Annotated in this window: 15 protein-coding genes and 1 pseudogene; 7 read left to right on the top strand and 9 right to left on the bottom strand. The window is 69.4% G+C overall.

The window, feature by feature from the left end:
• Positions 1-22: 22 nt before the first annotated feature.
• Positions 23-3,559 (top strand): ligand-binding sensor domain-containing protein, encoded by a 3,537-nt coding sequence (locus ABIE51_RS16115; protein WP_192631455.1) that lies wholly within the window; start codon positions 23-25, stop codon positions 3,557-3,559.
• Between the two features lie 572 nt (positions 3,560-4,131).
• Here ABIE51_RS16115 and hemE read toward each other — a convergent pair.
• The 5 genes and pseudogenes from hemE to ABIE51_RS16090 all read right to left on the bottom strand — a co-directional run bounded on the left by hemE (position 4,132) and on the right by ABIE51_RS16090 (position 8,197).
• Positions 4,132-5,202: a uroporphyrinogen decarboxylase gene (gene hemE / locus ABIE51_RS16110; protein WP_192631454.1), complete on the bottom strand. Its 1,071-nt coding sequence runs from the start codon at positions 5,200-5,202 to the stop codon at positions 4,132-4,134.
• A 129-nt stretch (positions 5,203-5,331) separates the two neighbouring features.
• Positions 5,332-5,586 carry a WGR domain-containing protein gene (locus ABIE51_RS16105; RefSeq protein WP_115842577.1) on the bottom strand — a complete coding sequence of 85 codons (255 nt, stop codon included), beginning with the start codon at positions 5,584-5,586 and terminating at the stop codon, positions 5,332-5,334.
• A gap of 37 nt (positions 5,587-5,623) precedes the next feature.
• Positions 5,624-6,730 carry a 3-dehydroquinate synthase gene (aroB, locus tag ABIE51_RS16100; protein WP_192631453.1) on the bottom strand — a complete coding sequence of 369 codons (1,107 nt, stop codon included), beginning with the start codon at positions 6,728-6,730 and terminating at the stop codon, positions 5,624-5,626.
• A gap of 113 nt (positions 6,731-6,843) precedes the next feature.
• Positions 6,844-7,368 (bottom strand): annotated as a pseudogene (locus tag ABIE51_RS16095) (shikimate kinase); the annotation flags it as partial.
• A gap of 22 nt (positions 7,369-7,390) precedes the next feature.
• Positions 7,391-8,197: a kinase gene (locus ABIE51_RS16090; protein WP_192631451.1), complete on the bottom strand. Its 807-nt coding sequence runs from the start codon at positions 8,195-8,197 to the stop codon at positions 7,391-7,393.
• A gap of 17 nt (positions 8,198-8,214) precedes the next feature.
• On the opposite strand from ABIE51_RS16090, the gene pdxH reads away from it, so the two are divergent.
• The 3 genes from pdxH to ABIE51_RS16075 are packed head-to-tail and all read left to right on the top strand — an operon-like array spanning position 8,215 to position 10,113.
• The gene (gene pdxH, locus ABIE51_RS16085; RefSeq protein WP_192631450.1) at positions 8,215-8,817 is read left to right on the top strand and encodes a pyridoxamine 5'-phosphate oxidase; all 603 of its coding nucleotides are present in this window, start codon (positions 8,215-8,217) and stop codon (positions 8,815-8,817) included.
• A gap of 40 nt (positions 8,818-8,857) precedes the next feature.
• Entirely contained in the window at positions 8,858-9,316 is a 459-nt protein-coding gene (aac(6'), locus tag ABIE51_RS16080) for an aminoglycoside 6'-N-acetyltransferase (RefSeq protein ID WP_192631449.1), read from the top strand.
• On the top strand, positions 9,313-10,113 hold the full coding sequence (locus ABIE51_RS16075) for a cobalamin-binding protein (protein WP_192631448.1): 801 nt from the start codon (positions 9,313-9,315) through the stop codon (positions 10,111-10,113). The genes aac(6') and ABIE51_RS16075 overlap by 4 nt, the downstream gene beginning before the upstream one ends.
• A gap of 237 nt (positions 10,114-10,350) precedes the next feature.
• On the opposite strand, the gene ABIE51_RS16070 is transcribed toward ABIE51_RS16075, so the two are convergent.
• The 3 genes from ABIE51_RS16070 to ABIE51_RS16060 are packed head-to-tail and all read right to left on the bottom strand — an operon-like array spanning position 10,351 to position 12,432.
• The gene (locus tag ABIE51_RS16070; protein WP_192631447.1) at positions 10,351-10,863 is read right to left on the bottom strand and encodes a DUF4426 domain-containing protein; all 513 of its coding nucleotides are present in this window, start codon (positions 10,861-10,863) and stop codon (positions 10,351-10,353) included.
• A 12-nt stretch (positions 10,864-10,875) separates the two neighbouring features.
• The gene (proC, locus tag ABIE51_RS16065; protein WP_192631446.1) at positions 10,876-11,712 is read right to left on the bottom strand and encodes a pyrroline-5-carboxylate reductase; all 837 of its coding nucleotides are present in this window, start codon (positions 11,710-11,712) and stop codon (positions 10,876-10,878) included.
• A 36-nt stretch (positions 11,713-11,748) separates the two neighbouring features.
• A complete protein-coding gene (locus ABIE51_RS16060; RefSeq protein WP_354504509.1) occupies positions 11,749-12,432 on the bottom strand; it encodes a YggS family pyridoxal phosphate-dependent enzyme in 684 nt (227 codons plus the stop codon).
• 110 nt (positions 12,433-12,542) lie between these two features.
• Here ABIE51_RS16060 and ABIE51_RS16055 point away from each other — a divergent pair, with 110 nt between their 5' ends.
• Both ABIE51_RS16055 and ABIE51_RS16050 read left to right on the top strand, forming a co-directional pair.
• Positions 12,543-13,580, top strand: coding sequence for a type IV pilus twitching motility protein PilT (locus tag ABIE51_RS16055; RefSeq protein WP_115842568.1), 1,038 nt, complete (start codon positions 12,543-12,545; stop codon positions 13,578-13,580).
• Between the two features lie 129 nt (positions 13,581-13,709).
• Entirely contained in the window at positions 13,710-14,882 is a 1,173-nt protein-coding gene (locus ABIE51_RS16050; RefSeq protein WP_115842567.1) for a PilT/PilU family type 4a pilus ATPase, read from the top strand.
• 81 nt (positions 14,883-14,963) lie between these two features.
• Here ABIE51_RS16050 and ABIE51_RS16045 read toward each other — a convergent pair whose 3' ends face one another.
• Positions 14,964-17,237: an ATP-binding protein gene (locus tag ABIE51_RS16045; RefSeq protein ID WP_192631445.1), complete on the bottom strand. Its 2,274-nt coding sequence runs from the start codon at positions 17,235-17,237 to the stop codon at positions 14,964-14,966.
• Between the two features lie 224 nt (positions 17,238-17,461).
• On the opposite strand from ABIE51_RS16045, the gene ABIE51_RS16040 reads away from it, so the two are divergent.
• On the top strand, positions 17,462-20,323 hold the full coding sequence (locus tag ABIE51_RS16040; RefSeq protein WP_192631444.1) for an ATP-binding protein: 2,862 nt from the start codon (positions 17,462-17,464) through the stop codon (positions 20,321-20,323).
• Positions 20,324-20,326 lie beyond the last annotated feature (3 nt).

Genomic DNA, 20,326 nt, shown 5'->3' with positions numbered 1-20,326 from the left:
CCTGTAGAGACAGGGGAATTCGATGATCCGTTTGCTGTGGGCGCTGCTGTTGTGCGCCGTGTGCCATGCCGCCTGGTCGGTCGCGTGGGCCAGTCCCGCGATCCCGCGCCCGCGGCAGCTCACGGTCGCCGACGGCCTGCCGTCCAACAGCATCAACGGCATCGCCGAGGACCAGAGCGGCTACCTGTGGATCGCCACCAGCGACGGCCTGGCGCGCTACGACGGCATCACCTTCCGGATCTGGCGCGCCGGCGACGGCCTGCTCGACAACTATCTCTGGTCGGTGCACGTCGACGCGCAGAACCGCATCTGGGTCGGCACCAGCCAGGCGGGCCTGGCGATGCTCGACACCGACCGTCGCACGTTCCGCCATTACGACTCGCACAACACGCCCGGCATCGGCAGCGACAACGTGTGGTCGGTGACGTCCACGCCCGATGGCGCGATCTGGTTCGGCACCGCGTCGGCGGGCCTGCATCGCCTGGATCCCGACGGTCGCGTGCAGCGTTTCGTGCCCCGGCCCGACGACGCGCGCAGCCTGCCGAGCCTGGAAGTGAGCCAGCTGCGCACCACGCCCGATGGCGACCTGTGGATCGCCACGCGCGATGGCGCCGCGCGCTGGAACGGTCGCGACTTCGATCGCGTGCCGCCGTCGACCTTCGGCTCGCCGGTGATCAATTCCATCGGCGTGCAGCCCGACGGCACGCTGTGGTTCGGCACGCCGCGCGGCGTCGGCACGCGCGGGCGCGACGGTCGCTTCGACGCGACGCCTTTCCGCGCGTTGGGCGAAGGCGCGACGGTGCTCGACATCCTCGTGCGCGACCGCGCCGGGCAGTACTGGTTCGACACGCCGCAAGGCATGGGGATCGAGCAGAACGGCCGGCTGCAGAACGTGCCGCTGTTCAGCGCGTCCTCGCAGGGCATCGTGCGTCCGTCGTGGACCTCGTCGCTGGAAGATCGCGAAGGCGGCGTGTGGTTCGGCAGCGCCGGCAACGGCCTGTGGTACCTGCCGGCGAACTGGCGCCAGTTCGCGCTGTATTCGCGGCAGGTGGACGACCCAACGTCGCTGGGCAATGCCGCCGTCCACGGCATCGCGCCCAGCAGCGACGGCAGCATGTGGCTGGTCGGCACCGGCGGCATGCTGGACCGCTTCGATCCGCGCACCGGCGCGGTGACGCACGTCGCGCGCGATTTCAGCGAGGGCTACATCGTCTACTCCGTGCTCGAAGGCCGCGCCGGCTATGTGTGGATGAGCTACCACGACGGCCTGGTGCGACTGGATCCGCGGACGGGACACGCGCGCCGCTGGACGGCGCACGACGAACGCGACCCGGTCCCGAGCGGCAGCAGTTATCTCGCGCAGACGCCAGACGGGCTGGTCTGGACGGCGGGGCAGGGCGGCGAGGTGCAGGCACGAACGGCCGAGGGCGTGCGCATCGAATCGATCGTTCCCGGCGACCTGCGCGGTCCGCCGGAAGGCGGCACGATCCAGCAGATCGGCGTGGGCCCGAACGGCGCGCTGTGGCTGGCGTGGTCGGACGGCCTGTCGCAATGGGATTACACCGCGCGGCGCTTCGTCCCGGTGCCGGGCGCGCCGTCGGGCACGATCCTCAGCTTCGCGCAGGAAGGTCGCGACCGCATGTGGATCGCACGCCTGGGCGTGCTGGAAGCCTATCGCTGGGACGGCGACAAGCTCACGCGCGTGGAACGCCTGGATCGCCTCGCGGGCATGCCTGAGGTCGCGCTCAACGGACTCGCGGTGGATCCCGACGGCGTGGTCTGGGCCACCACCGTGCGCGGTCTGCTGCGCGTGGAGCCCAAGCGCCGCGTCGTGCGCGTGTACGGCGTGCGCGATGGCCTGTCCAACCAGGAATTCCCGAGCCGGCCGGTGATGACGCGCGATCGCGACCGCATCCTGGTCGGTTCGCCCGATGGGCTGGTGATGTTCGCGCCGGCCGACGTGCATCCCTCGGTGGAGCCGCCGCGCCTGCTGGTGCAGAGCGTCGACGTGAGCCGCGCCGACCTGCGCACGCCGCTGGATGCCTCCAAGCCGATCGTGCTCAAGCCTGGCGACCGCGACCTGCGCGTGGTCGCGCGACTGCTGTCGTTCAACGATGCGCGCAACCACGCGTTCCGCTTCCGCCTGCGCGGTTACGACGCCGACTGGGTCGACGTCGACTCGACGGGCGAACGCGTCTATTCGCAGCTCGATCCCGGCGACTACACGCTGCAGATCGTCGCGCGCGCGGCCGACAACATCTGGTCGCCGCCGCAGACGCTGTCCGTCAGCGTGCAACCGCCGTGGTGGCAGACGTGGATCGCGATGACCGCTTTCGCCGGCATCGTCGTCGCGGTGGGCTGGTGGAGCGCCGACGCCTACCGTCGCCGCCTCAAGCGACGCCACGCGTGGCAGTTGTCCGAGCGCGAACGCGAGTTCGCCGAACAGGCCTCGCTCGCCAAGACGCGCTTCCTCGCCACGCTCGGCCATGAAGTGCGCACGCCGATGACGGGCGTGCTGGGCATGAGCGAGCTGCTGCTCGACACGCCGCTGGACGGGCAGCAACGCAGCCACGTCGAGTCGATCCGTCGCGCCGGCCGCCACCTGCTGCGGCTGGTGAACGACGCGCTCGACCTGGCGCGCATCGAATCCGGCCGCCTGGAACTGGCCGACGAGCCGTTCGATCTTCGCGACGTCGTAGACGAGGCGACGACGCTGATGGCGCCGCTGGCCAAGCAGAAGGGCCTGGCGTTCCGCGTCATCGTGGACGACGACGCGCCGGCCGGCATGCGCGGCGACGCGAGCCGCGTGTGCCAGATCCTGCTGAACCTGCTCGCCAACGCGATCAAGTTCACCGAACGCGGCGGCGTCGAACTGCGCGTGGGCGCGCTGTCGCCGCGCGGCGTGCGATTCGAAGTGATCGACACGGGCCCCGGCCTGAGTCGCGAACAGCAGGCGCGCCTGTTCCGCCGCTTCGAACAGGCCGAAGGCGCGCGCACGGCCGCGCGCTACGGCGGCAGCGGGCTGGGCCTGGCGATCTGCCAGGAACTCTCGGCGGAAATGGGCGGCTCGATCGAGCTGGAGAGTGCGCCCGGCGAAGGCGCGCGCTTCATCGTCGTGCTGCCGTTGCCGCACGCGGTCGTGCCCGGAACCCACGACGACGCGCAGGCGCTGCTCGACTCGCGCGGCGGCCCGCTGACGCTGCTGCTGGTGGAAGACGATCCGACGGTGGCCGAGGTGATCTGCGGCCTGCTGCGCGCGCAGGGCCATCGCGTCACGCATGTCTCGCATGCGCTGGCTGCGCTCGCCGAATCGGCGACCGGAACCTTCGACGCGGCGCTGCTCGACCTGGACCTGCCCGGCATGGACGGCCTCGCGCTGGCGTCGCACCTGCGGATGCAGGGCTTCGACCGGCCGCTGCTGGCGATCACCGCCCGCGCCGACGCCGACGCAGAACCGCAGGCAATGGCCTCGGGTTTCCAGGGCTTCCTGCGCAAGCCGGTGACCGGCGCGATGCTGGCCGCGCTGCTGCAGGGCGTTCCGCGGGTGGAGATGGCGTAGGGGTTCCTCACCAGCGCCGACGGCCTCTTCTGCGCCGTCATCCCGGCGGAGGCCGGGACCCAGGCCGTCAGCGTGGGGCGCTCCGCGTTGGGGCACTCCGCCGCGGGCGAGCCATGTCAGCCCTAGCAGCACCGTCATCCCCGCGGAAGCCGGGACCCAGGCCCTCAGCCTTGGGGCACTCCGCGTCGGGCGAGCCATGTCAGCCCTAACAGCACCGTCATCCCGGCGAAAGCCGGGATCCAGGCCCTCAGCGTTCGGGCACTCCAGCACACGTGAACCGCGGCTTCGTCATTCCAGCGAAAGCTGGAATCCATTCTGATGGGCGTGAGATCCGGCAGAGCAACAGTGCAGTTTTTCACTGCACTCGCTGTTGAGCGCCACACCTTCGTTGCCCCTCACCCCAACCCCTCTCCCGGTGGCAGAGGGGCTCAAAGCGGCGCTAGCGGCGCAGCGTCACGCCTCGAACGATCAACGCAAGAACGATCAACGCAAGAACGATCAACGCAAAAAGATCAACGCAAAAAGATCAACGCAAAAAGATCAACGAACGGGCTATCAACGCATTGATCGCCTTACCGCGCGCTCAACTCATGCACCGCCGCGACCAGCGCGGCGACGTGGTCGGGGCTCATGTCGGGCGACATGCCGTGGCCCAGGTTGAAGACGTGGCCTTCGCGGGAGCCGCCGTTGCCCTGCGCGTAATCGTCGAGCGCGCGCCCGACTTCGCGGCGGATCGCGTCGGGCTGGGCGTACAGCGTCACCGGGTCGAGGTTGCCCTGCAGCGCGACCTTGCCACCGGTGCGGCGTGCTGCATCGCCCAGGCCGACGGTCCAGTCGATGCCGACGCCTTCGGCGCCGCTGTCGGCCAACTCTTCCAGGTAAGCGCCATTGCCCTTGCCGAACAGGATCAGCGGGGTTTGTTCCTCACCGCGCGGCAGCGCCTGCGCGATCTTCTTCAGGTAGCGCAGCGAAAACTCGTGATACATCGACGGCGACAGCACGCCGCCCCACGTATCGAACACCTGCAGCGCCTGCGCGCCGGCCTGGCGCTGCGCGTCGAGGTACGCGATGACGGCATCGCTCACTACCTCGAGCAGGCGGTGCATCGCCGCCGGATCGTTCAGCGCCAGCGCCTTCACCTTCGAGAAGTTCTCGCTGCCGCCGCCTTCGATCATGTAGCAGGCCAGCGTCCACGGGCTGCCGGAAAAACCGATCAGCGGCACGGCGTTGTCGAGTTCGCGACGGATCGTGCGCACCGCGTCGGTGACGTAGCGCAGCTCACGGTCCATGTCGGGCACGGCGAGTTTCGCGATGTCCTCGTGCGTACGCACCGGGCGCTCGAACTTCGGGCCTTCGCCTTCGACGAAATACAGCCCCAGGCCCATCGCGTCGGGCACGGTCAGGATGTCGGAGAACAGGATCGCCGCGTCGAGCGGGAAACGGCGCAGCGGTTGCAGCGTCACCTCGCAGGCCAGTTCGGGATTCTTCGCCATGCCCAGGAAGCTGCCGGCCGCGGCGCGCGTGGCGCGGTATTCCGGCAGGTAACGGCCGGCCTGCCGCATCAGCCACACGGGCGTGCGGTCGACGGGCTCGCGCCGCAGGGCGCGCAGGAAACGGTCGTTCTTCGGGGGCGTGGCGGTCATCGGTGATCCTTGCTTTCGGGGGCGCGCGACGCGGGGCATCGGCGGAGCGGCGGGTCGAACGGCCGCCATTATCGCGGCTCGCGCCGTGCCCGCTCGGGGCCGCGCGAACCGGACTGTTTCGGCGGGCGGCTATTTCGGGGCGTCGGCGCCCTGCACGAACATCAGCTGGAAGCCGCGCTTGAGCTGCTGGTCGCGCGCCGACTCCAGCGCGGCCATGGCGCTGGCCTGGTCGAGGAACTGCTCGCGCCGCAGCGTGCTGCGCCCGCCGATCTGGCCGCTTTCGCGCACCAGCGTCCATCCGCCGAGCAGGTCGGGCTGCAGCATGAGCTGGACGAAGCGGGGCGCTTCGCGGCCGTCGGGCCGTTGTTGCAGGAGCAGTCGCATGGCCGGATTGTAACGAGCGCGGGTGTACGAGGCGCCGTCAGCGGCCGCGCAGCACGTCCAGGACCCGCTCGTCCGGCACGCCGGAGACGATCTTCGCCAGCCCCGCGCGTTCCCACAGCACGAAGCGCAGGCCATGGGCCTCGGCCTTCTTGTCCAGGCGCATGCGGTCGAGCAGCGCCTCGGCTTCCAGGCCGGCCGGGATCACCGTCGGCAGGCCCAGCCGCTGCAGCAGCGCCTGCAGGCGATGCGTATCCGACGCGTGCGCCAGACCGAGGGCCGCCGACAGCCGGGCCGCCAGCACCATGCCCACCGCCACCGCCTCGCCGTGGTTCAGCGCGGCGCTGCCGGCGCCGGCGTAGCCCTGCGCGGCCTCGATCGCATGGCCGAAGGTGTGGCCGAAATTGAGCAACGCGCGCTCGCCGTGTTCGTAGGGATCGCGCGACACGACTTCGGCCTTGTACTGGCACGAACGCGCGATGGCCTCCGACAGCGCCGCGTCGTCGCCGGCCAGCAGCGCGTCGGCATGATGTTCCAGCCACGTCAGGAATTCGGCGTCGAAGATCGCGCCGTACTTCACGACTTCCGCCAGTCCCGCGCGCAGCTCGCGTTCGGGCAGCGTGCGCAGCGTGGTGGTGTCGGCGATCACCGCGCGCGGCGGATGGAACGCGCCGACGAGGTTCTTGCCCGCCGGCAGGTCGACGGCGGTCTTGCCGCCAACGGAGGAATCCACCATCGCCAGCAGCGTCGTCGGCAGCTGCACCACGTCGATGCCGCGCATCCAGCACGCCGCGGCGAAACCGGCGAGGTCGCCCACCACGCCGCCGCCGAGCGCGATCACCGTCGCGTCGCGCGTCGCACAGAGCTTCGCCAGCGCGTCGAGCGCCTCGCAGAAACGCGCGAGCGTCTTCTCCTGTTCGCCCGGTGGGATCACGAAGCAGGCGATGGAGAGCGTCGGCCGCGCGGCACGCAGCGTGGCCTCGACGCGGTCGGCGTACAGCGGCGCGACGTTGCCATCGCTGACGATCAGCGCATGGCGTCCGCGCAGCGCATGCGAGAGCAGCGCCGAATCGCCGAGCAGGTTCGGTCCGATGCAGATGTCGTAGCGCGCCTCGCCATCGACCTTGACCGTGCGCATGGTGCTCATGGGAATTCCGGAGTGGGGGACGACGGGCGCGGCGCGGATTCGCCGTCCGCAGCCTCGTCATCCTGAAGTTCGCATTGTCCCGCCGGGGACGATGAAGCCGGCGTGTCGGTCGCGCGCTGCCAGCGCACGTCGAGCTCGCGGGCGAGGAGTTCGGCAGCGGCGGCGCTGTCGTGGGCGTCGGTGTCGAACACCAGGTCGGCCACTTCGGCGTACAGCGGGGCGCGGCGCGTCGAGAGATCGCGCAGCACCTGCTCGCGATCGCCGCGTGCCAGCAGCGGCCGGCTGCGGTCGCGTGCCAGGCGCGCGAGCTGCTGCTCCACGCTCACCACCAGGTGCACGACGAAGCCGCGTTCGCGCATGCGGCGGCGATTGTCCGGATCGAGCACCGCGCCGCCGCCGGTGGACAGCACGATGCCGTCCTGCGCCAGCAACGCGGCGAGCACGGCGCTTTCGCGTGCGCGGAAACCGGCTTCGCCTTCGACCTCGAAAATCGTGTTGATGCTCGTGCCGGCAAGGCGCTCGATCTCGTGGTCGGCATCCACCAGCCGCAGCCCGAAGCGCTCGGCCACGCGGCGCCCGACGCAGGTCTTGCCTGCGCCCATGGGGCCGACGAGGACGAGGTTGGACGCGGGGTTCATCCCGAGGATTCTAAGCGCTGCGTCACCCGACCGGGCGTCGCTGCGCGTCGAGCCGCAGCGTCCGGTCGGCGATGCCGGGCAGCGTGCGCAGCGCCTGCCGGCTCACGCGTTCGAACAGCGCGACGAAGCGGTCGATGTCGGCACCGGACATGCCATGCGCGGCCCGTCGACGCGCCTGCATCGCCTGCTCCTGCTGCCAGCGCCATCGCGGCACGGTCTCGAAGCCCGGCGGCTGCAGGAACAGCAGGCGGTCGATGCGCGACCACAGCGCGGGATAGTCGCGTGCGAGCGCATCGTTGCAGTAACGACGCCACGTGCCGTCGGCATCTTCATCGCGTTCGACGGCGTTGATCGGCTCGCGCAGCGCGGCCTCGTCCTGCGGCGGCGTGCACAGGAACCAGCCTTCGAACAGGACCAGGTCCACCGCCTCGACGCGTCGCCAGCGCGATGGCGGCAGGCGCGTGTCGGCGAGCTTGTCGAAGCGCGGCAGTGCGACGGGCGTGCCCGCGCGCAGCGCGTCGAGCGTGGCGCAGCCCAATGTCACATCGTGCGTGCCCGGCGGCCCACGCGTGGCGAGCAGCGGATGCACGCGTCGCGCCAGGCGCCGGCGTTCGCCACGCCCGAAGTACAGGTCGTCCACCGAAAGCACCGCGACGCGCAGCCCGCGTGAACGCGCCATCGCGGCGAGCTGCGCGGCCAGCGTGGATTTTCCCGAGCCCTGCAGGCCGCAGATGCCGTACACGTTCACGCCCGGCGCCAGCGCATCGGCGAGGAGGTCCGCCACCAGCGCAGCGTCGAATCCGGCGGCGGGGTGCACACGGGGCGGCATCGGCCCACAATAGCGCAATGGACACGCCCGACCTGCTCAACGAAGCCCTCGCCACGTTCGATGCGCTGTTCGACGAAGCGCAACGTGCCGGCGAGCCCGACCGCACCGCGATGACCGTCGCCACCGCCAGCCTCGACGCGCGACCGTCGGCGCGCACGGTGCTGCTCAAGGCGCACGACGCGCGCGGGTTCGTGTTCTACACGCACCTGGACGGGCGCAAGGGCCGCGAACTGCAGGCCAATCCGCACGCCGCGCTGCTGTTCCACTGGCCGCGCGTGCGCGACGGCGTGCAGGTGCGCATCGAAGGGCCGGTGGAAATCGTCAGCGACGAGGAAGCCGACGCGTACTTCGCATCGCGTCCGCGCGGGAGCCAGCTCGGCGCATGGGCGTCGAAGCAGTCCGAAACACTGGAAGCGCGCGAGCAGTTCGAGGAGCGACTCGCGCAGGCAGAACGCGAATTCGAAGGCCGCGACGTGCCGCGTCCGCCGCGCTGGACCGGGTTGCGCGTGAAGCCGGACACGATCGAGTTCTGGTACGGCGCGAATTTCCGCCTGCACGAGCGCCAGGCCTACGAGCGCGACGTCGCCGGCGACTGGCATCGCCGGATGCTCTTCCCATGAGATCGGCGGGCTTGAAGCGCGTCGCCGCAGGACAGGGCGCATGAGCCTCCACGGCGTGCGTCGCGCCGACACGCGGGATCTGGCGTCGTGGATGGCGATGCGGCTGTCGCTGTGGCCCGATGCCGAAGACACCGTCGATGCCTTGCTCGCGCAGCTGGAAGAAGACGATCAGCTCGTGTTGCTCGCGTTCGATGCGGATGGCCGGGCGATCGGGTTTGCCGAAGCGACCCTCCGCCACGACTACGTCAACGGTACGGAAAGCTCGCCGGTCGGCTTCCTCGAAGGCCTGTACGTGGTTCCGCCGGCTCGTCGCAGCGGTGTCGGCCGCGCGCTGGTCGATGCGGTCGAACGGTGGACGCGCGAGCGCGGATGCCAGGAGCTCGCGTCCGATGCATTGATCGACAACACCGCCAGCCACGCCGCGCACGCTGCGTACGGCTTCGAGGAAACCGAGCGCGTGGTGTATTTCCGCAAGGCGCTTGCGGGAGCGGCGCGATGACGCACGGGCCGCGCCGCATCGTCTGCCTCACCGAGGAACCGACCGAAACGCTGTACGCGCTTGGCGAGCAGGATCGCATCGTCGGCATCAGCGGGTTCACCGTGCGCCCGGCGATCGCGCGCAAGGAGAAGCCGAAAGTCAGCGCGTTCACCAGCGCGAAGATCGGCGAGATCCTGAAGCTGCGGCCCGACTTCGTGATCGGCTTTTCCGACATCCAGGCGGAAATCGCCGGCGAGCTGATCCGCCACGGCGTGGAGGTGTGGATCAGCAACCATCGCAGCGTGGACGGCATCATCGATTACGTGCGTCGGCTCGGCGCGCTCGTCGGCGTGGCCGATCGCGCCAACGCGTACGCCGACGAACTGCAGCGCGGTCTGGACGACATCGCCGCGCAGGCCGCGAAACTCCCGCGGCGGCCGAAGGTGTATTTCGAGGAATGGGACGAGCCGCTGATCAGCGGCATCCAGTGGGTCGCCGAGCTGGTACGCATCGCCGGTGGCGACGATGTTTTTCCCGAACGCGCGGCCGAATCGCTGGCGAAACAACGCATCCTCGAGGATCCGTCGGAGGTCGTGCGACGCGCGCCGGACATCATCCTCGGGTCATGGTGCGGCAAGAAGTTCCGCCCCGAGAAAGTAGCCGCACGCCCGGGCTGGGACGCGATCCCCGCGGTGCGCGACGGCGAACTGCACGAGATCAAGTCGCCGATCATCCTGCAGCCGGGACCGGCATCGCTGACCGATGGCGTTGGCGAGATCGCGAGGGTGATTCGGCGCTGGGCGGAGCGGGGCGGGTAGTCGACTGGTCAGACCGGGACGTCGACGGCTGTCGTCATCCCGGCGAAGGCCGGGATCCAGGCTGTCACGTCGTCGGTTCCGCGCATCTGAAGGCCTGATGGCCTGCGTTCCAGCTTTCGCTGGAATGACGCGAAGGTGGTTGACCGGTGAGGGAGTGCCCCGGGCGCTGTGGGCCTGGGTCCCGGCTTTCGCCGGGATGACGGCTTCGGAGATGCTCAGCGGATCCCGAATCCCGAATCACCGCGGATAGAAATCCCGCGAGAACTGCATCTGCGACGTCGCGCCGTTCTCGCGGACGATCTGCACGTCGAAGCGCAGCGTGTCCGGCGGGGACACCTCGACGGTGCCGACGTAATCGAGCAGCGCCTGCGGCGATCCGGGATCGCCGCTGCGCAACTCGCGCATGTCGATGACGTGCTTGCGGCCGCGCAGGTCGCTCGCGGTGGCGACGATCCGCGCCGGAAGCGCGGTTTCCTGCGCGCCTTCGCCCTGCCGCACGCCGATGAGCAGCATCACCGTGTCGTCGTTGCGCGCGATGCCGTACTGGCGCGCGACCGGTTCGCTCAAGGTCGAGGTGGGAATCGCGGACGCGCGGATCGTGACATCGCCGATGCGGCTGACGGCTTCCTGCGACGCAGATGCGCTCGCGGGCGCCGACGGCGGCGCAGGCGGCGCGCTTCCGCCACAGGCGGTCAGCGCGACGGATAGCAGGGACACGACGAGGACGTGGCGGGGGCTGGGAACGTGCATGGTTCGCTCCGGTCAGTCGTTGGCGGCGGACAACTGGCGGCCGCGTTCGGTCGCCGCCGCGATGGCGCGGTCGACCAGTTCGCGGAAGCCGCCCGCCTCGAAGGTTTCGATCGCGGCCTGCGTGGTGCCGCCGGGGGACGTCACCCGCGTGCGCAGCACGTCGGCGGGTTCGTCCTGCTTCACCAGCATCGTCGCGGCGCCGAGCAGCGTCTGCCGGACCAGCGCCCGCGCCGCGTCGGCGGGCAGGCCCTGTGCGATGCCCGCGGCTTGCATCGCCTCGGCGAGCAGGAACACGTAAGCCGGGCCGCTGCCGGATACGGCGGTCACCGCATCCATCGTCGCTTCGTCGTCGATCCAGACCGTCGGGCCGACGGCATCGAGCAGCGCATCCGCGTCCGCGCGTTGCGCATCGTTCGTGCGCGCGTTGGCGAACAGGCCGGTGATGCCGGCCCCTATCAGCGCGGGCGTGTTCGGCATCGCGCGCACGACGGGGAGGTCGCCGCCGAGCCAGCGCTCGAGTTGCGCGGTGGTGATGCCGGCGGCGATCGACACCACCACCGGGCGATGCGCCTGCGCCAGCGGAGCCAGGACCGCGCAGACCTCGCGCATGACCTGCGGCTTCACCGCGAGCACCCAGACGTCCGCGCCCTCGGCCGCGGACGTGGCGTGCTCGGCGCAGGTCACGCCGAAGTCGGCCTGCAGGGCATCGCGCAGGGCGGCGACGGGCTCGGCGACGCGGATGGCGCCGGCCGAGCGGCCGCGTGCGACGAGGCCGCCGATCAGGCTGCGGGCCATGTTGCCGCCGCCGATGAAGGCGACGGTCGGTGTGCGGGGAGCGGAATCGTTCATGCCGGCAGGATACCAACGCGACCGGCGGCCGCCGGGCTACGTGCCCTTGGGCGGCCGCGCGCCGAACAGCGCGGTGCCGATGCGCACCATCGTCGCCCCTTCGGCGATCGCGATGGCGTAGTCGTCGCTCATGCCCATCGACAGCGTGTCGACGGTCGGATACCCGGCGCGCAGCGCATCGAACAGCGCGTGCGTTCGGCGAAAGGCGCCGCGGCGCCGTCCCGGATCCGGATGCGGGGTCGGGATCGCCATCAGCCCGCGCAGGCACAGCCGCGGCTCGGCGGCGATGGCCCGCGCGAGGGCAGGGACGTCGTCGGGCTGGCAGCCGTGCTTGCTGGCCTCGTCGTCGATGTTCACCTGGATCAGCACGTTCAGCGGCGGGCGATCGGCGGGGCGGTGGCGCGCCAGCGCCTCCACGAGCTTGGGGCGGTCGACCGTCTGGACCCAGTCGAACAGGGTCGCGGCGACCGGGGCCTTGTTCGACTGCAGGTGACCGATGAGGTGCCATTCCAGCCCCCGACCGGCGAGTTCGGCGGCCTTGCCGGCCGCCTCCTGGACGTAGTTCTCGCCGAAGGCGCGCTGGCCGGCATCGGCCAGTTCCGCGACGGCGGTCGCATCCTGGGTCTTGCTGACTGCGAGCAGGCGCGGGCCTGGCCTGCCGGCGGCGGCGGCCGCGTTTTGAAGCTGGAGCGTAATGTCCTTCAGGGCGCGCGCGCGCACGTCTCAGTTCCTGACAAAAGTGCTGGAAATGGGGCAAGGGGGCAGGGCTATACTGCCGTCAGGGGAAATTCCGTACCACCGTTTCATTCCAGCTGTGCAGGGGAGCACGAATGGATATCGCCGAACTTCTGGCGTTCTCGGTCAAGAACAAAGCATCCGACCTGCACCTGTCCGCCGGCCTGCCGCCGATGATCCGCGTGGACGGCGACGTTCGCCGCATCAACATCCCGGCGCTGGACCACAAGCAGGTCCACGCGCTGGTGTACGACATCATGTCGGACAAGCAGCGCCGCGATTACGAGGAATTCCTCGAAGTCGACTTCTCGTTCGAGATTCCCGGCCTGGCGCGCTTCCGCGTCAACGCGTTCAACCAGAACCGCGGCGCCGGTGCGGTGTTCCGTACGATTCCGTCAGAAGTGCTCACGCTCGACGACCTGGGCTGCCCGCCGATCTTCCGCGAGCTGATCCAGCAGCCGCAGGGCCTGATCCTGGTGACCGGTCCGACCGGCTCGGGCAAGTCGACCACGCTCGCGGCGATGATCGACCACATCAACAAGAACGAATACGGCCACATCCTCTCCGTCGAGGATCCGATCGAATTCGTGCACACCTCGCAGAAGTGCCTGATCAACCAGCGCGAGGTGCACCGCGACACGCACGGCTTCAACGAGGCGCTGCGCTCGGCGCTGCGCGAAGACCCCGACTACATCCTCGTGGGCGAGTTGCGTGACCTGGAAACCATCCGCCTGGCGCTGACCGCCGCGGAGACCGGCCACCTGGTGTTCGGCACGCTGCACACCTCGTCGGCGGCCAAGACCGTGGACCGAATCATCGACGTGTTCCCCGCCGGCGAGAAGCCGATGGTGCGCTCGATGCTCTCCGAATCGCTGCGTGCGGTGATCTCGCAGTCGCTGCTGAAGAAGGTCGGCGGCGGTCGTACCGCGGCGTGGGAAATCATGGTCGGCATCCCGGCCATCCGTAACCTGATCCGCGAAGACAAGGTCGCGCAGATGTACTCGGCGATCCAGACCGGCCAGAACTACGGAATGATGACGCTCGACCAGCACCTGCAGGACCTCGTCAAGCGCGGCCTGATCCTGCGTCCGCAGGCGAAGGAATACGCGAAGGACAAGCGGTTGTTCGAGTAATTCCGGGATTGGGGAATCGGGATTCGGGATTCGTAAAACCGCGGAGCGGGATCGGGTCGGGACGCAGGGGCGGTCGCTCCAGCCAATCCCGCAGCCCAGATCGCCGGTCGCGGCCAAGGGGAAAAACGCATGAGCACCAACACCACCGGCACCACGCCCGCCACCAACGCCTCCGGCGCCATCGACTTCACCTCGTTCCTGAAGCTGATGGCGCACCAGAAGGCGTCGGACCTGTTCATCACCGCCGGCATGCCGCCGTCGATGAAGGTGCACGGCAAGATCGCGCCGATCACGCCCAACGCCCTGACGCCACAGCAGTCGCGCGACATGGTGCTGAACGTGATGAACCCGCAGCAGCGCGAGGAATTCGAGAAGACGCACGAGTGCAACTTCGCCATCGGCGTCGCCGGCGTCGGCCGCTTCCGCGTGAGCTGCTTCTACCAGCGCAACCAGGTCGGCATGGTGCTTCGCCGCATCGAGACGAAGATCCCGACGGTGGAAGAACTGAACCTCCCGCCGGTGATCAAGACGCTGGCGATGACCAAGCGCGGCATCATCATCTTCGTCGGCGCGACGGGCACGGGTAAGTCCACCTCGCTCGCGGCGATGATCGGCTACCGCAACCTCAACTCGACCGGCCACATCATCACCATCGAGGACCCGATCGAATTCGTGCACAAGCACGAGGGCTGCATCATCACGCAGCGCGAAGTGGGCATCGACACCGACAGCTGGGAAGCGGCGCTGAAGAACACGCTGCGCCAGGCGCCGGACGTGATCATGATCGGCGAGGTGCGCACGCGCGAAGGCATGGACCACGCCATCGCCTTCGCCGAAACCGGCCACCTGGTGCTGTGCACGCTGCACGCCAACAACGCCAACCAGGCGATGGACCGCATCATCAACTTCTTCCCGGAAGACCGCCGCCAGCAGCTGCTGATGGACTTGTCCCTGAACCTGAAGGGCGTGGTCGCGCAGCAGCTGATCCCGACGCCGGACGGCAAGGGCCGCCGCGTGGCGATGGAAATCCTGCTGGGCACGCCGCTGGTGCAGGACTACATCCGCGATGGCGAGATCCACAAGCTCAAGGAAGTGATGAAGGAATCCGTGCAGCTGGGCATGAAGACCTTCGACCAGGCGCTGTTCGAGCTGTACCAGGCCGGCGAGATTTCCTACGAGGACGCGCTGCGCTACGCCGACTCGCAGAACGAAGTGCGCCTGCGCATCAAGCTCGCGCAGGGCGGCGACGCGAAGACGCTCGCCGCCGGCCTCGACGGCGTGGAGCTGGCACAGGTCCGCTGATCCCGGTCTTTCGATCTACGCAGAAGCCCCGCGCAAGCGGGGCTTTTTCGTTATGGCCAGTGACGATGCGGAGCGCCGCGCCTACGTGGATACGCGCGAGGACGCCTGCAGCCACTGCATCAGCTCCGCGATCTCCACCGGCTTGATGAAGTGGCGATCGAAGCCCGCCTCGAGCGCGCGCTTCACGTCGTCGGGCTGGCCGTAGCCGCTGATGGCGATCAGGTGCACCGCGTCGCCGCCCGGCGCATGGCGCACGCGGCGCGCGACCTCGAAGCCGTCGATATCGGGCAGGCCCAGGTCGAGCAGCACGATCTCCGGCCGCCACGCATGGATCAGATCCAGCGCGCCGGTGCCGTCGCGCGCGGTGCGCACCAGCGCGCCCTGGATCTCCAGCAGCACCGCCAGCGAGTCGGCGTAATCTTCGCGATCGTCCACGACCAGGATGCGCCGCGCGACGAGCGAACCGGCGCGCGAGGGCTCATCCGCCGCGGTGTCGTCGACCGCGTCGCGCGAACGCAGCGGCAGCCGGACGATGAATTCCGAACCCTGTCCCGGCCCGTCGCTCTGCGCGCGCACCGTGCCGCCATGCAGCTCGACCAGCTGCTTGACGATGGTGAGGCCCACGCCCAGCCCGCCCTGCGAACGCGCGAGTCCGCGCTCGGCCTGCGCGAAAAGATCGAACACGCGCTCGGTGACTTCGCGCGACATGCCGATGCCGTTGTCGCTCACGCGCAGTTCGGCGTTGCCGTCCTCCACGCCGACGGCCACGCGGATGCGCCCGCCGGGATCGGTGTATTTGACGGCATTGCCGATGAGGTTGAGGGCGATCTGTTCCAGCCGGCCCGGATCGCCGACGACGCGCACCGGCTCGCCCGTGGCGACCAGTTCGAGTTCGTGCCCCTTGCTGCCGATCATCGGCTGCAGGCTCGCCAACGCGTGGTGCGCGACCGACTGCAGGTCGCACGGTTCCTGCCGCAGCGTGATCAGCCCGCGCGTGATGCGCGAGACGTCGAGCAGGTCGTTGACCAGGTCCGTCAGCAGCGTGACCTGCCGGTCGATCAGTGCAGAGCAGCGCGAAGTCGAGACCGCATCGGGGCTGTTCAGCAGCAGGTAGCTCGCGTTGCGGATAGCCGCGATCGGATTGCGCAGTTCGTGCGCGAGCATCGCGAGGAACTCGTCCTTGCGACGCGCGGCATCGCGCAGCGCGGCTTCGCTCTCGCGCAACGCGGCGGCGGTGCGCCGGCGCGCGGTGGCTTCGCTGTCGCGCGAGATGATGATCGCGGCGGTCTGCGTGAGACGCCCGACCAGCTCGATGTGGCGCGGCGTGGCCTCGCACGGGACCGGCCAGTACAGCGCGAACGTGCCGACGAACGTGCCGGCGGCGGTGTGGATCGGGAAGCTCCAGCACGCGCGATAGCCGAAGCGTTCGGCCAGCCATCGCCATGGCTCCCAGCGCGGCTCCTCGTGCACGTCGGAGGTCAACACCGGCGTGCCGGTCGCGGCCGCCAGCCCGCAGGCGAGGGATTCCGGGCCGATCAGGAAGCCGCTCACCTCCTTCGCGTACTCGTTACCCATGCCGACGACGTGGTTGAGCCGCTTGCCCTCCGGATCGACGAGATAGAACGCCGCGCGCACGCCGTCGTCGAGCTCGTGCGTGGCCGTCCGCACGAGGATGCCCAGCGAGGTGGGCAGCGGTTCGCCGTCCATAGCGGCCTGCATCGCTTCCTTCTGCCCGGTCATCCACGCTTCGCGCTCGCGCAGTTCGGCTTCGGTCTGGCTGCGTTCGAGCAGGTCGGCGGCCTGGCGCACGAGGATGTCGAACAGGCGGAACTGGTCCGCCGTGGGCCGGTACGGGCTGCGCCAGTGCGTGGACAGCATGCCGAGCAGGCGCCCGCCGCGCGTGACCAGCGGCGTGGCCTGCACGGCGACCAGGCCGACGCGGCGATACATCGCGAGATCCTCTTCGGACGTGGAAGGATCCGCGGTGACGTCGCTGCACATGAACCGCTCGCCGAGCCGCAGCGCAGACCCTGAACTGCAGGTGGAAGTGGAGCGCACGACGCCCCAGAACTGCTCGGCTTCGGCCGGGAAGCCGCGCGCCACCATCAGCCGCAGCTGCGGCCCGTGCGCGCCCGTTTCGAGCACCTGCAGGCTGCCGAAATCCGAACGCATGATCGCCATCGCCGCATCCACCAGCTTGCGGTAGATGACGCCGCCGTCTTCCTGGCTGATCAGCTCGGCGCTGATCTGGTGCAGCAGCACCGTATCGGCCAGCTGGGTGGCCGTCAGCGGTGCGGCGTCGGTGGACGCCGGCGTGGCCGAGGGGGCGAGCTGCTGCCCGTAGGGTGTGGTCATCGCGTACGCCCTGGGGTTCGCGTGCCTTACGTTACACCCGCCCGCAGAGGCCGGTGTGAGCGCGCACGGCGCTCGCAGCAGGCGCCGCGGGAATCGCGAGCCGGTTTCGTCACGCCGCGCGAATGCTTCGTCGGCGCGGGCGCACCTGCCGCCGCGTGCGTTGACGCGACCCTTCACGCCGATGGCACAAGATGCGTGGATGCACGATCGACAGATTCCGACCGATGGCTGCCACCCATAGCCCGGGGCGGCCAGGCGACCCGGCACGGACGAACGACCTGCGGGTCCAGCTGGCGCTGGATGCCGCGGGCCTGGGAAGTTTCATCTGGTACCCGGCGGACGACCGCGGCGTGCCGGATGCGCGCCTGCTCGCGTTGTTCGGCCTGCCGCCCGGTTCGTCCCTCAGCCTGGCGCGCGCGTTGGCCTCGACGATCCATCCCGACGATCGCGAAACGTTTCGCGATGCCATGGATCGCGCGCTCGACCCGGACGGCACGGGCCTGCTGCAGGAAGACGTCCGCATCGTCCGCCCCGATGGCTCGCAGCGGTGGATCGCCGTCAGCGGGCAGACCTCGTTCGAAGGCGCGCCACCGCAGCCGACGCGCATGGATGGCGTGGCGATGGACATCACCGATCGCAAGCAGGCCGAGGCCGTGCTGCGAGCGAACGCGCGGACGCAGCGTTTCCTGCTCGCGCTGGGCGACGCGCTGCGACCGCTCGCCGATGCGGGCGCGATCATGCGCACGGCGATGGGCATGCTGGCCGAGCACCTGGACGTCAACCGCGGCTACTACGGCGAGGTCGAACACAACGGCACGTATTGCCGCGTGCGCGACAGCTTCAACCGGGGCGTGCAGAGCCTGGACGGGCGCTATCGGCTGGACGATTACAGTTCGTCGAAGATGGACCTGCTGCGCGCGGCGCGAAACCTCGTCATCACCGATGCCGAACACGATGCCGATATCGGGCAGGCCGAGCGCGACCGCTACCTCGCGCTGAGCATCCGCTCGCTGATCAACGTGCCGCTGGTGAAGAACGAGCACTTCATCGCCGTGCTCGGCGTCAGCGACGAGCGCGCCCGCGACTGGAGCGAGGAGGAGATCGAGGTCGTGCGCGAAACCGCCGAGCGCACGTGGGCCGCGGTGGAACGCGCGCGTGCCGAAGCCGCGCTTCGACAGAGCGAGAAGCGCTTCCAGCAGGTCGCACGGAACCTCGATGCGGCGTTCTACGTCGTGGACATGTCGCAGGACCGCATGCACCACCTCAACGACGCGCATCGCCGCCTGTGGCCGATCGAACCGGCGCGGCGACGCGAAGCGTGGTTCCAGCGCGTGCATCCCGACGACGCGCAACGCGTGCGCGCGCTGCACGAGTCGTTCGCGCTGGGTAAATCGTCGGCGTTCGACGCGCAGTACCGCATCGTGCTCGACGACGCCTGCGTGCGCTGGGTGCACGACCGCGCCGTGGTCGGCAGCCGCAACGAGGACGGTCGCGTGCGCACCGTCACCGGCATGATGCAGGACATCACGCAGCAGAAGCACGACGCGCGCCTGCTGCGGCAATCGGAAGAGAAATACCGCCACCTGTTCGACTCGATCGATCAGGGCTTCACGCTGCTCGAGATGATCTTCGATGGCGACCGGGCGGTGGATTACCGCTTCGTGGAGATCAACCCGGCGTTCGAGCGCCAGACCGGCCTGGTGAATGCGCTCGGCCGCACCATGCGCGAGTGCGCATCGGACCACGAGCAGGCCTGGTTCGACACGTACGGTGAAGTCGCACGCACCGGCAAACCACTCCGCTTCCAGCGGCGCGCCGACGCGCTCGATCGCGATTTCGACGTGTACGCCTTCCGCGTCGGCCCGGCCGATGCACCGAAGGTCGCGGTGCTCTTTGCCGACATCACCGATCGCCGCATCATGGAAGATGCGCTGCGCCAGGCCGATCGCCGCAAGGACGAATTCCTGGCGACGCTCGCGCACGAGTTGCGCAACCCGCTCGCGCCGCTGCGCACCGGGCTGGAGCTGCTGCGCCGCTGGAACGTGCGCGAGGATGCCGGTGCGACGCTGGGCATGATGGAGCGACAGGTTCGCCATCTGGTGCGCATGGTGGACGACCTGCTCGACATCAGCCGCATCAGTCGCGGCAAGGTGGAGCTGGATCGGCGTCGCGTCGATCTCGTGCACGAGGTGCGCGTCGCCGCCGAGGCGATGCAGCCGACCTACGAAGCGGAGAACCGCACGTTGTCGATCGACCTGACGCCGTCGCCGCTGATGGTCTGCGCCGATACGACGCGCGTGATGCAGGTGCTCGGAAACCTGCTCAGCAACGCGCTCAAGTTCACGCCGGAAGGCGGGCACATCCGCGTGTCGCTTGCGCGCGAGGGCGACGAAGCGGTGCTGTGCGTGCGCGACGACGGTATCGGCATCGCCGACGACGACCTCGAACAGATCTTCGCCAGCTTCATGCAGGTCGATACTTCGCTCGAACGCGGGCAGAACGGTCTTGGCCTCGGCCTCGCGGTCGCAAAGGAACTCGTGTCGATGCACGGCGGCCGCATCCAGGCGCGCAGCAAGGGCCTGGGCGAAGGCAGCGAATTCATGGTCCGTCTGCCGCTGGACGAAATCCCAGAAACGTTCGAGTTCGAACCTGTTGATGTGTCGGGCGCGCCGCTGGTGATCGAGTGTCCCGACGCGCACGCATGGAGGCGCGTGCTGGTGGTCGACGACAACCGCGCCTCCGCCGACACCCTGGCACTGCTGCTGCGGTTGTCGGGCTTCGAAGTCGCCGTCGCTTACGAGGGCCAGCAGGCGGTCGATCGCGCGAGGGCGTGGCGCCCGGATGCGGTGGTGATGGACATCGGCATGCCCGACCTCAACGGGTTCGAGGCCTGTCGTGCGATGCGCGTCGACGCGGAAGGCCGGCCGTTCGTGGCGATCGCACTGACCGGCTGGGGCGGGGCGGACGCGAAGCAGGCCAGTCGCGATGCCGGTTTCGACCTGCACCTGGTGAAGCCGGCCGAGCCGAGCGCGATCACCGAACTGCTGGAAATGCGGCTGTCTGCGCTGGCGCGGCAGCCGTCCTGACGA

The organism is Lysobacter sp. OAE881 (assembly GCF_040546665.1).
Classification (GTDB): Bacteria; Pseudomonadota; Gammaproteobacteria; order Xanthomonadales; family Xanthomonadaceae; genus Lysobacter_J; species Lysobacter_J soli.
The sequence above is the reverse complement of the archived record's forward strand: the minus strand, read 5'-3'. Positions and strand labels throughout refer to the sequence as shown.

Coding starts and splice junctions, on each gene's coding strand:
- ABIE51_RS16040 (WP_192631444.1), top strand. CDS start 17,462: ATGGCTGCCACCCATAGCCCGGGGCGGCCAGGCGACCCGGCACGGACG.
- ABIE51_RS16090 (WP_192631451.1), bottom strand. CDS start 8,197: ATGCCGCCCCGTGTGCACCCCGCCGCCGGATTCGACGCTGCGCTGGTG.
- pdxH (WP_192631450.1), top strand. CDS start 8,215: ATGGACACGCCCGACCTGCTCAACGAAGCCCTCGCCACGTTCGATGCG.
- aroB (WP_192631453.1), bottom strand. CDS start 6,730: ATGAGCACCATGCGCACGGTCAAGGTCGATGGCGAGGCGCGCTACGAC.
- ABIE51_RS16050 (WP_115842567.1), top strand. CDS start 13,710: ATGAGCACCAACACCACCGGCACCACGCCCGCCACCAACGCCTCCGGC.
- hemE (WP_192631454.1), bottom strand. CDS start 5,202: ATGACCGCCACGCCCCCGAAGAACGACCGTTTCCTGCGCGCCCTGCGG.
- ABIE51_RS16070 (WP_192631447.1), bottom strand. CDS start 10,863: ATGCACGTTCCCAGCCCCCGCCACGTCCTCGTCGTGTCCCTGCTATCC.
- ABIE51_RS16105 (WP_115842577.1), bottom strand. CDS start 5,586: ATGCGACTGCTCCTGCAACAACGGCCCGACGGCCGCGAAGCGCCCCGC.
- proC (WP_192631446.1), bottom strand. CDS start 11,712: ATGAACGATTCCGCTCCCCGCACACCGACCGTCGCCTTCATCGGCGGC.
- ABIE51_RS16075 (WP_192631448.1), top strand. CDS start 9,313: ATGACGCACGGGCCGCGCCGCATCGTCTGCCTCACCGAGGAACCGACC.
- ABIE51_RS16115 (WP_192631455.1), top strand. CDS start 23: ATGATCCGTTTGCTGTGGGCGCTGCTGTTGTGCGCCGTGTGCCATGCC.
- ABIE51_RS16055 (WP_115842568.1), top strand. CDS start 12,543: ATGGATATCGCCGAACTTCTGGCGTTCTCGGTCAAGAACAAAGCATCC.
- ABIE51_RS16045 (WP_192631445.1), bottom strand. CDS start 17,237: ATGACCACACCCTACGGGCAGCAGCTCGCCCCCTCGGCCACGCCGGCG.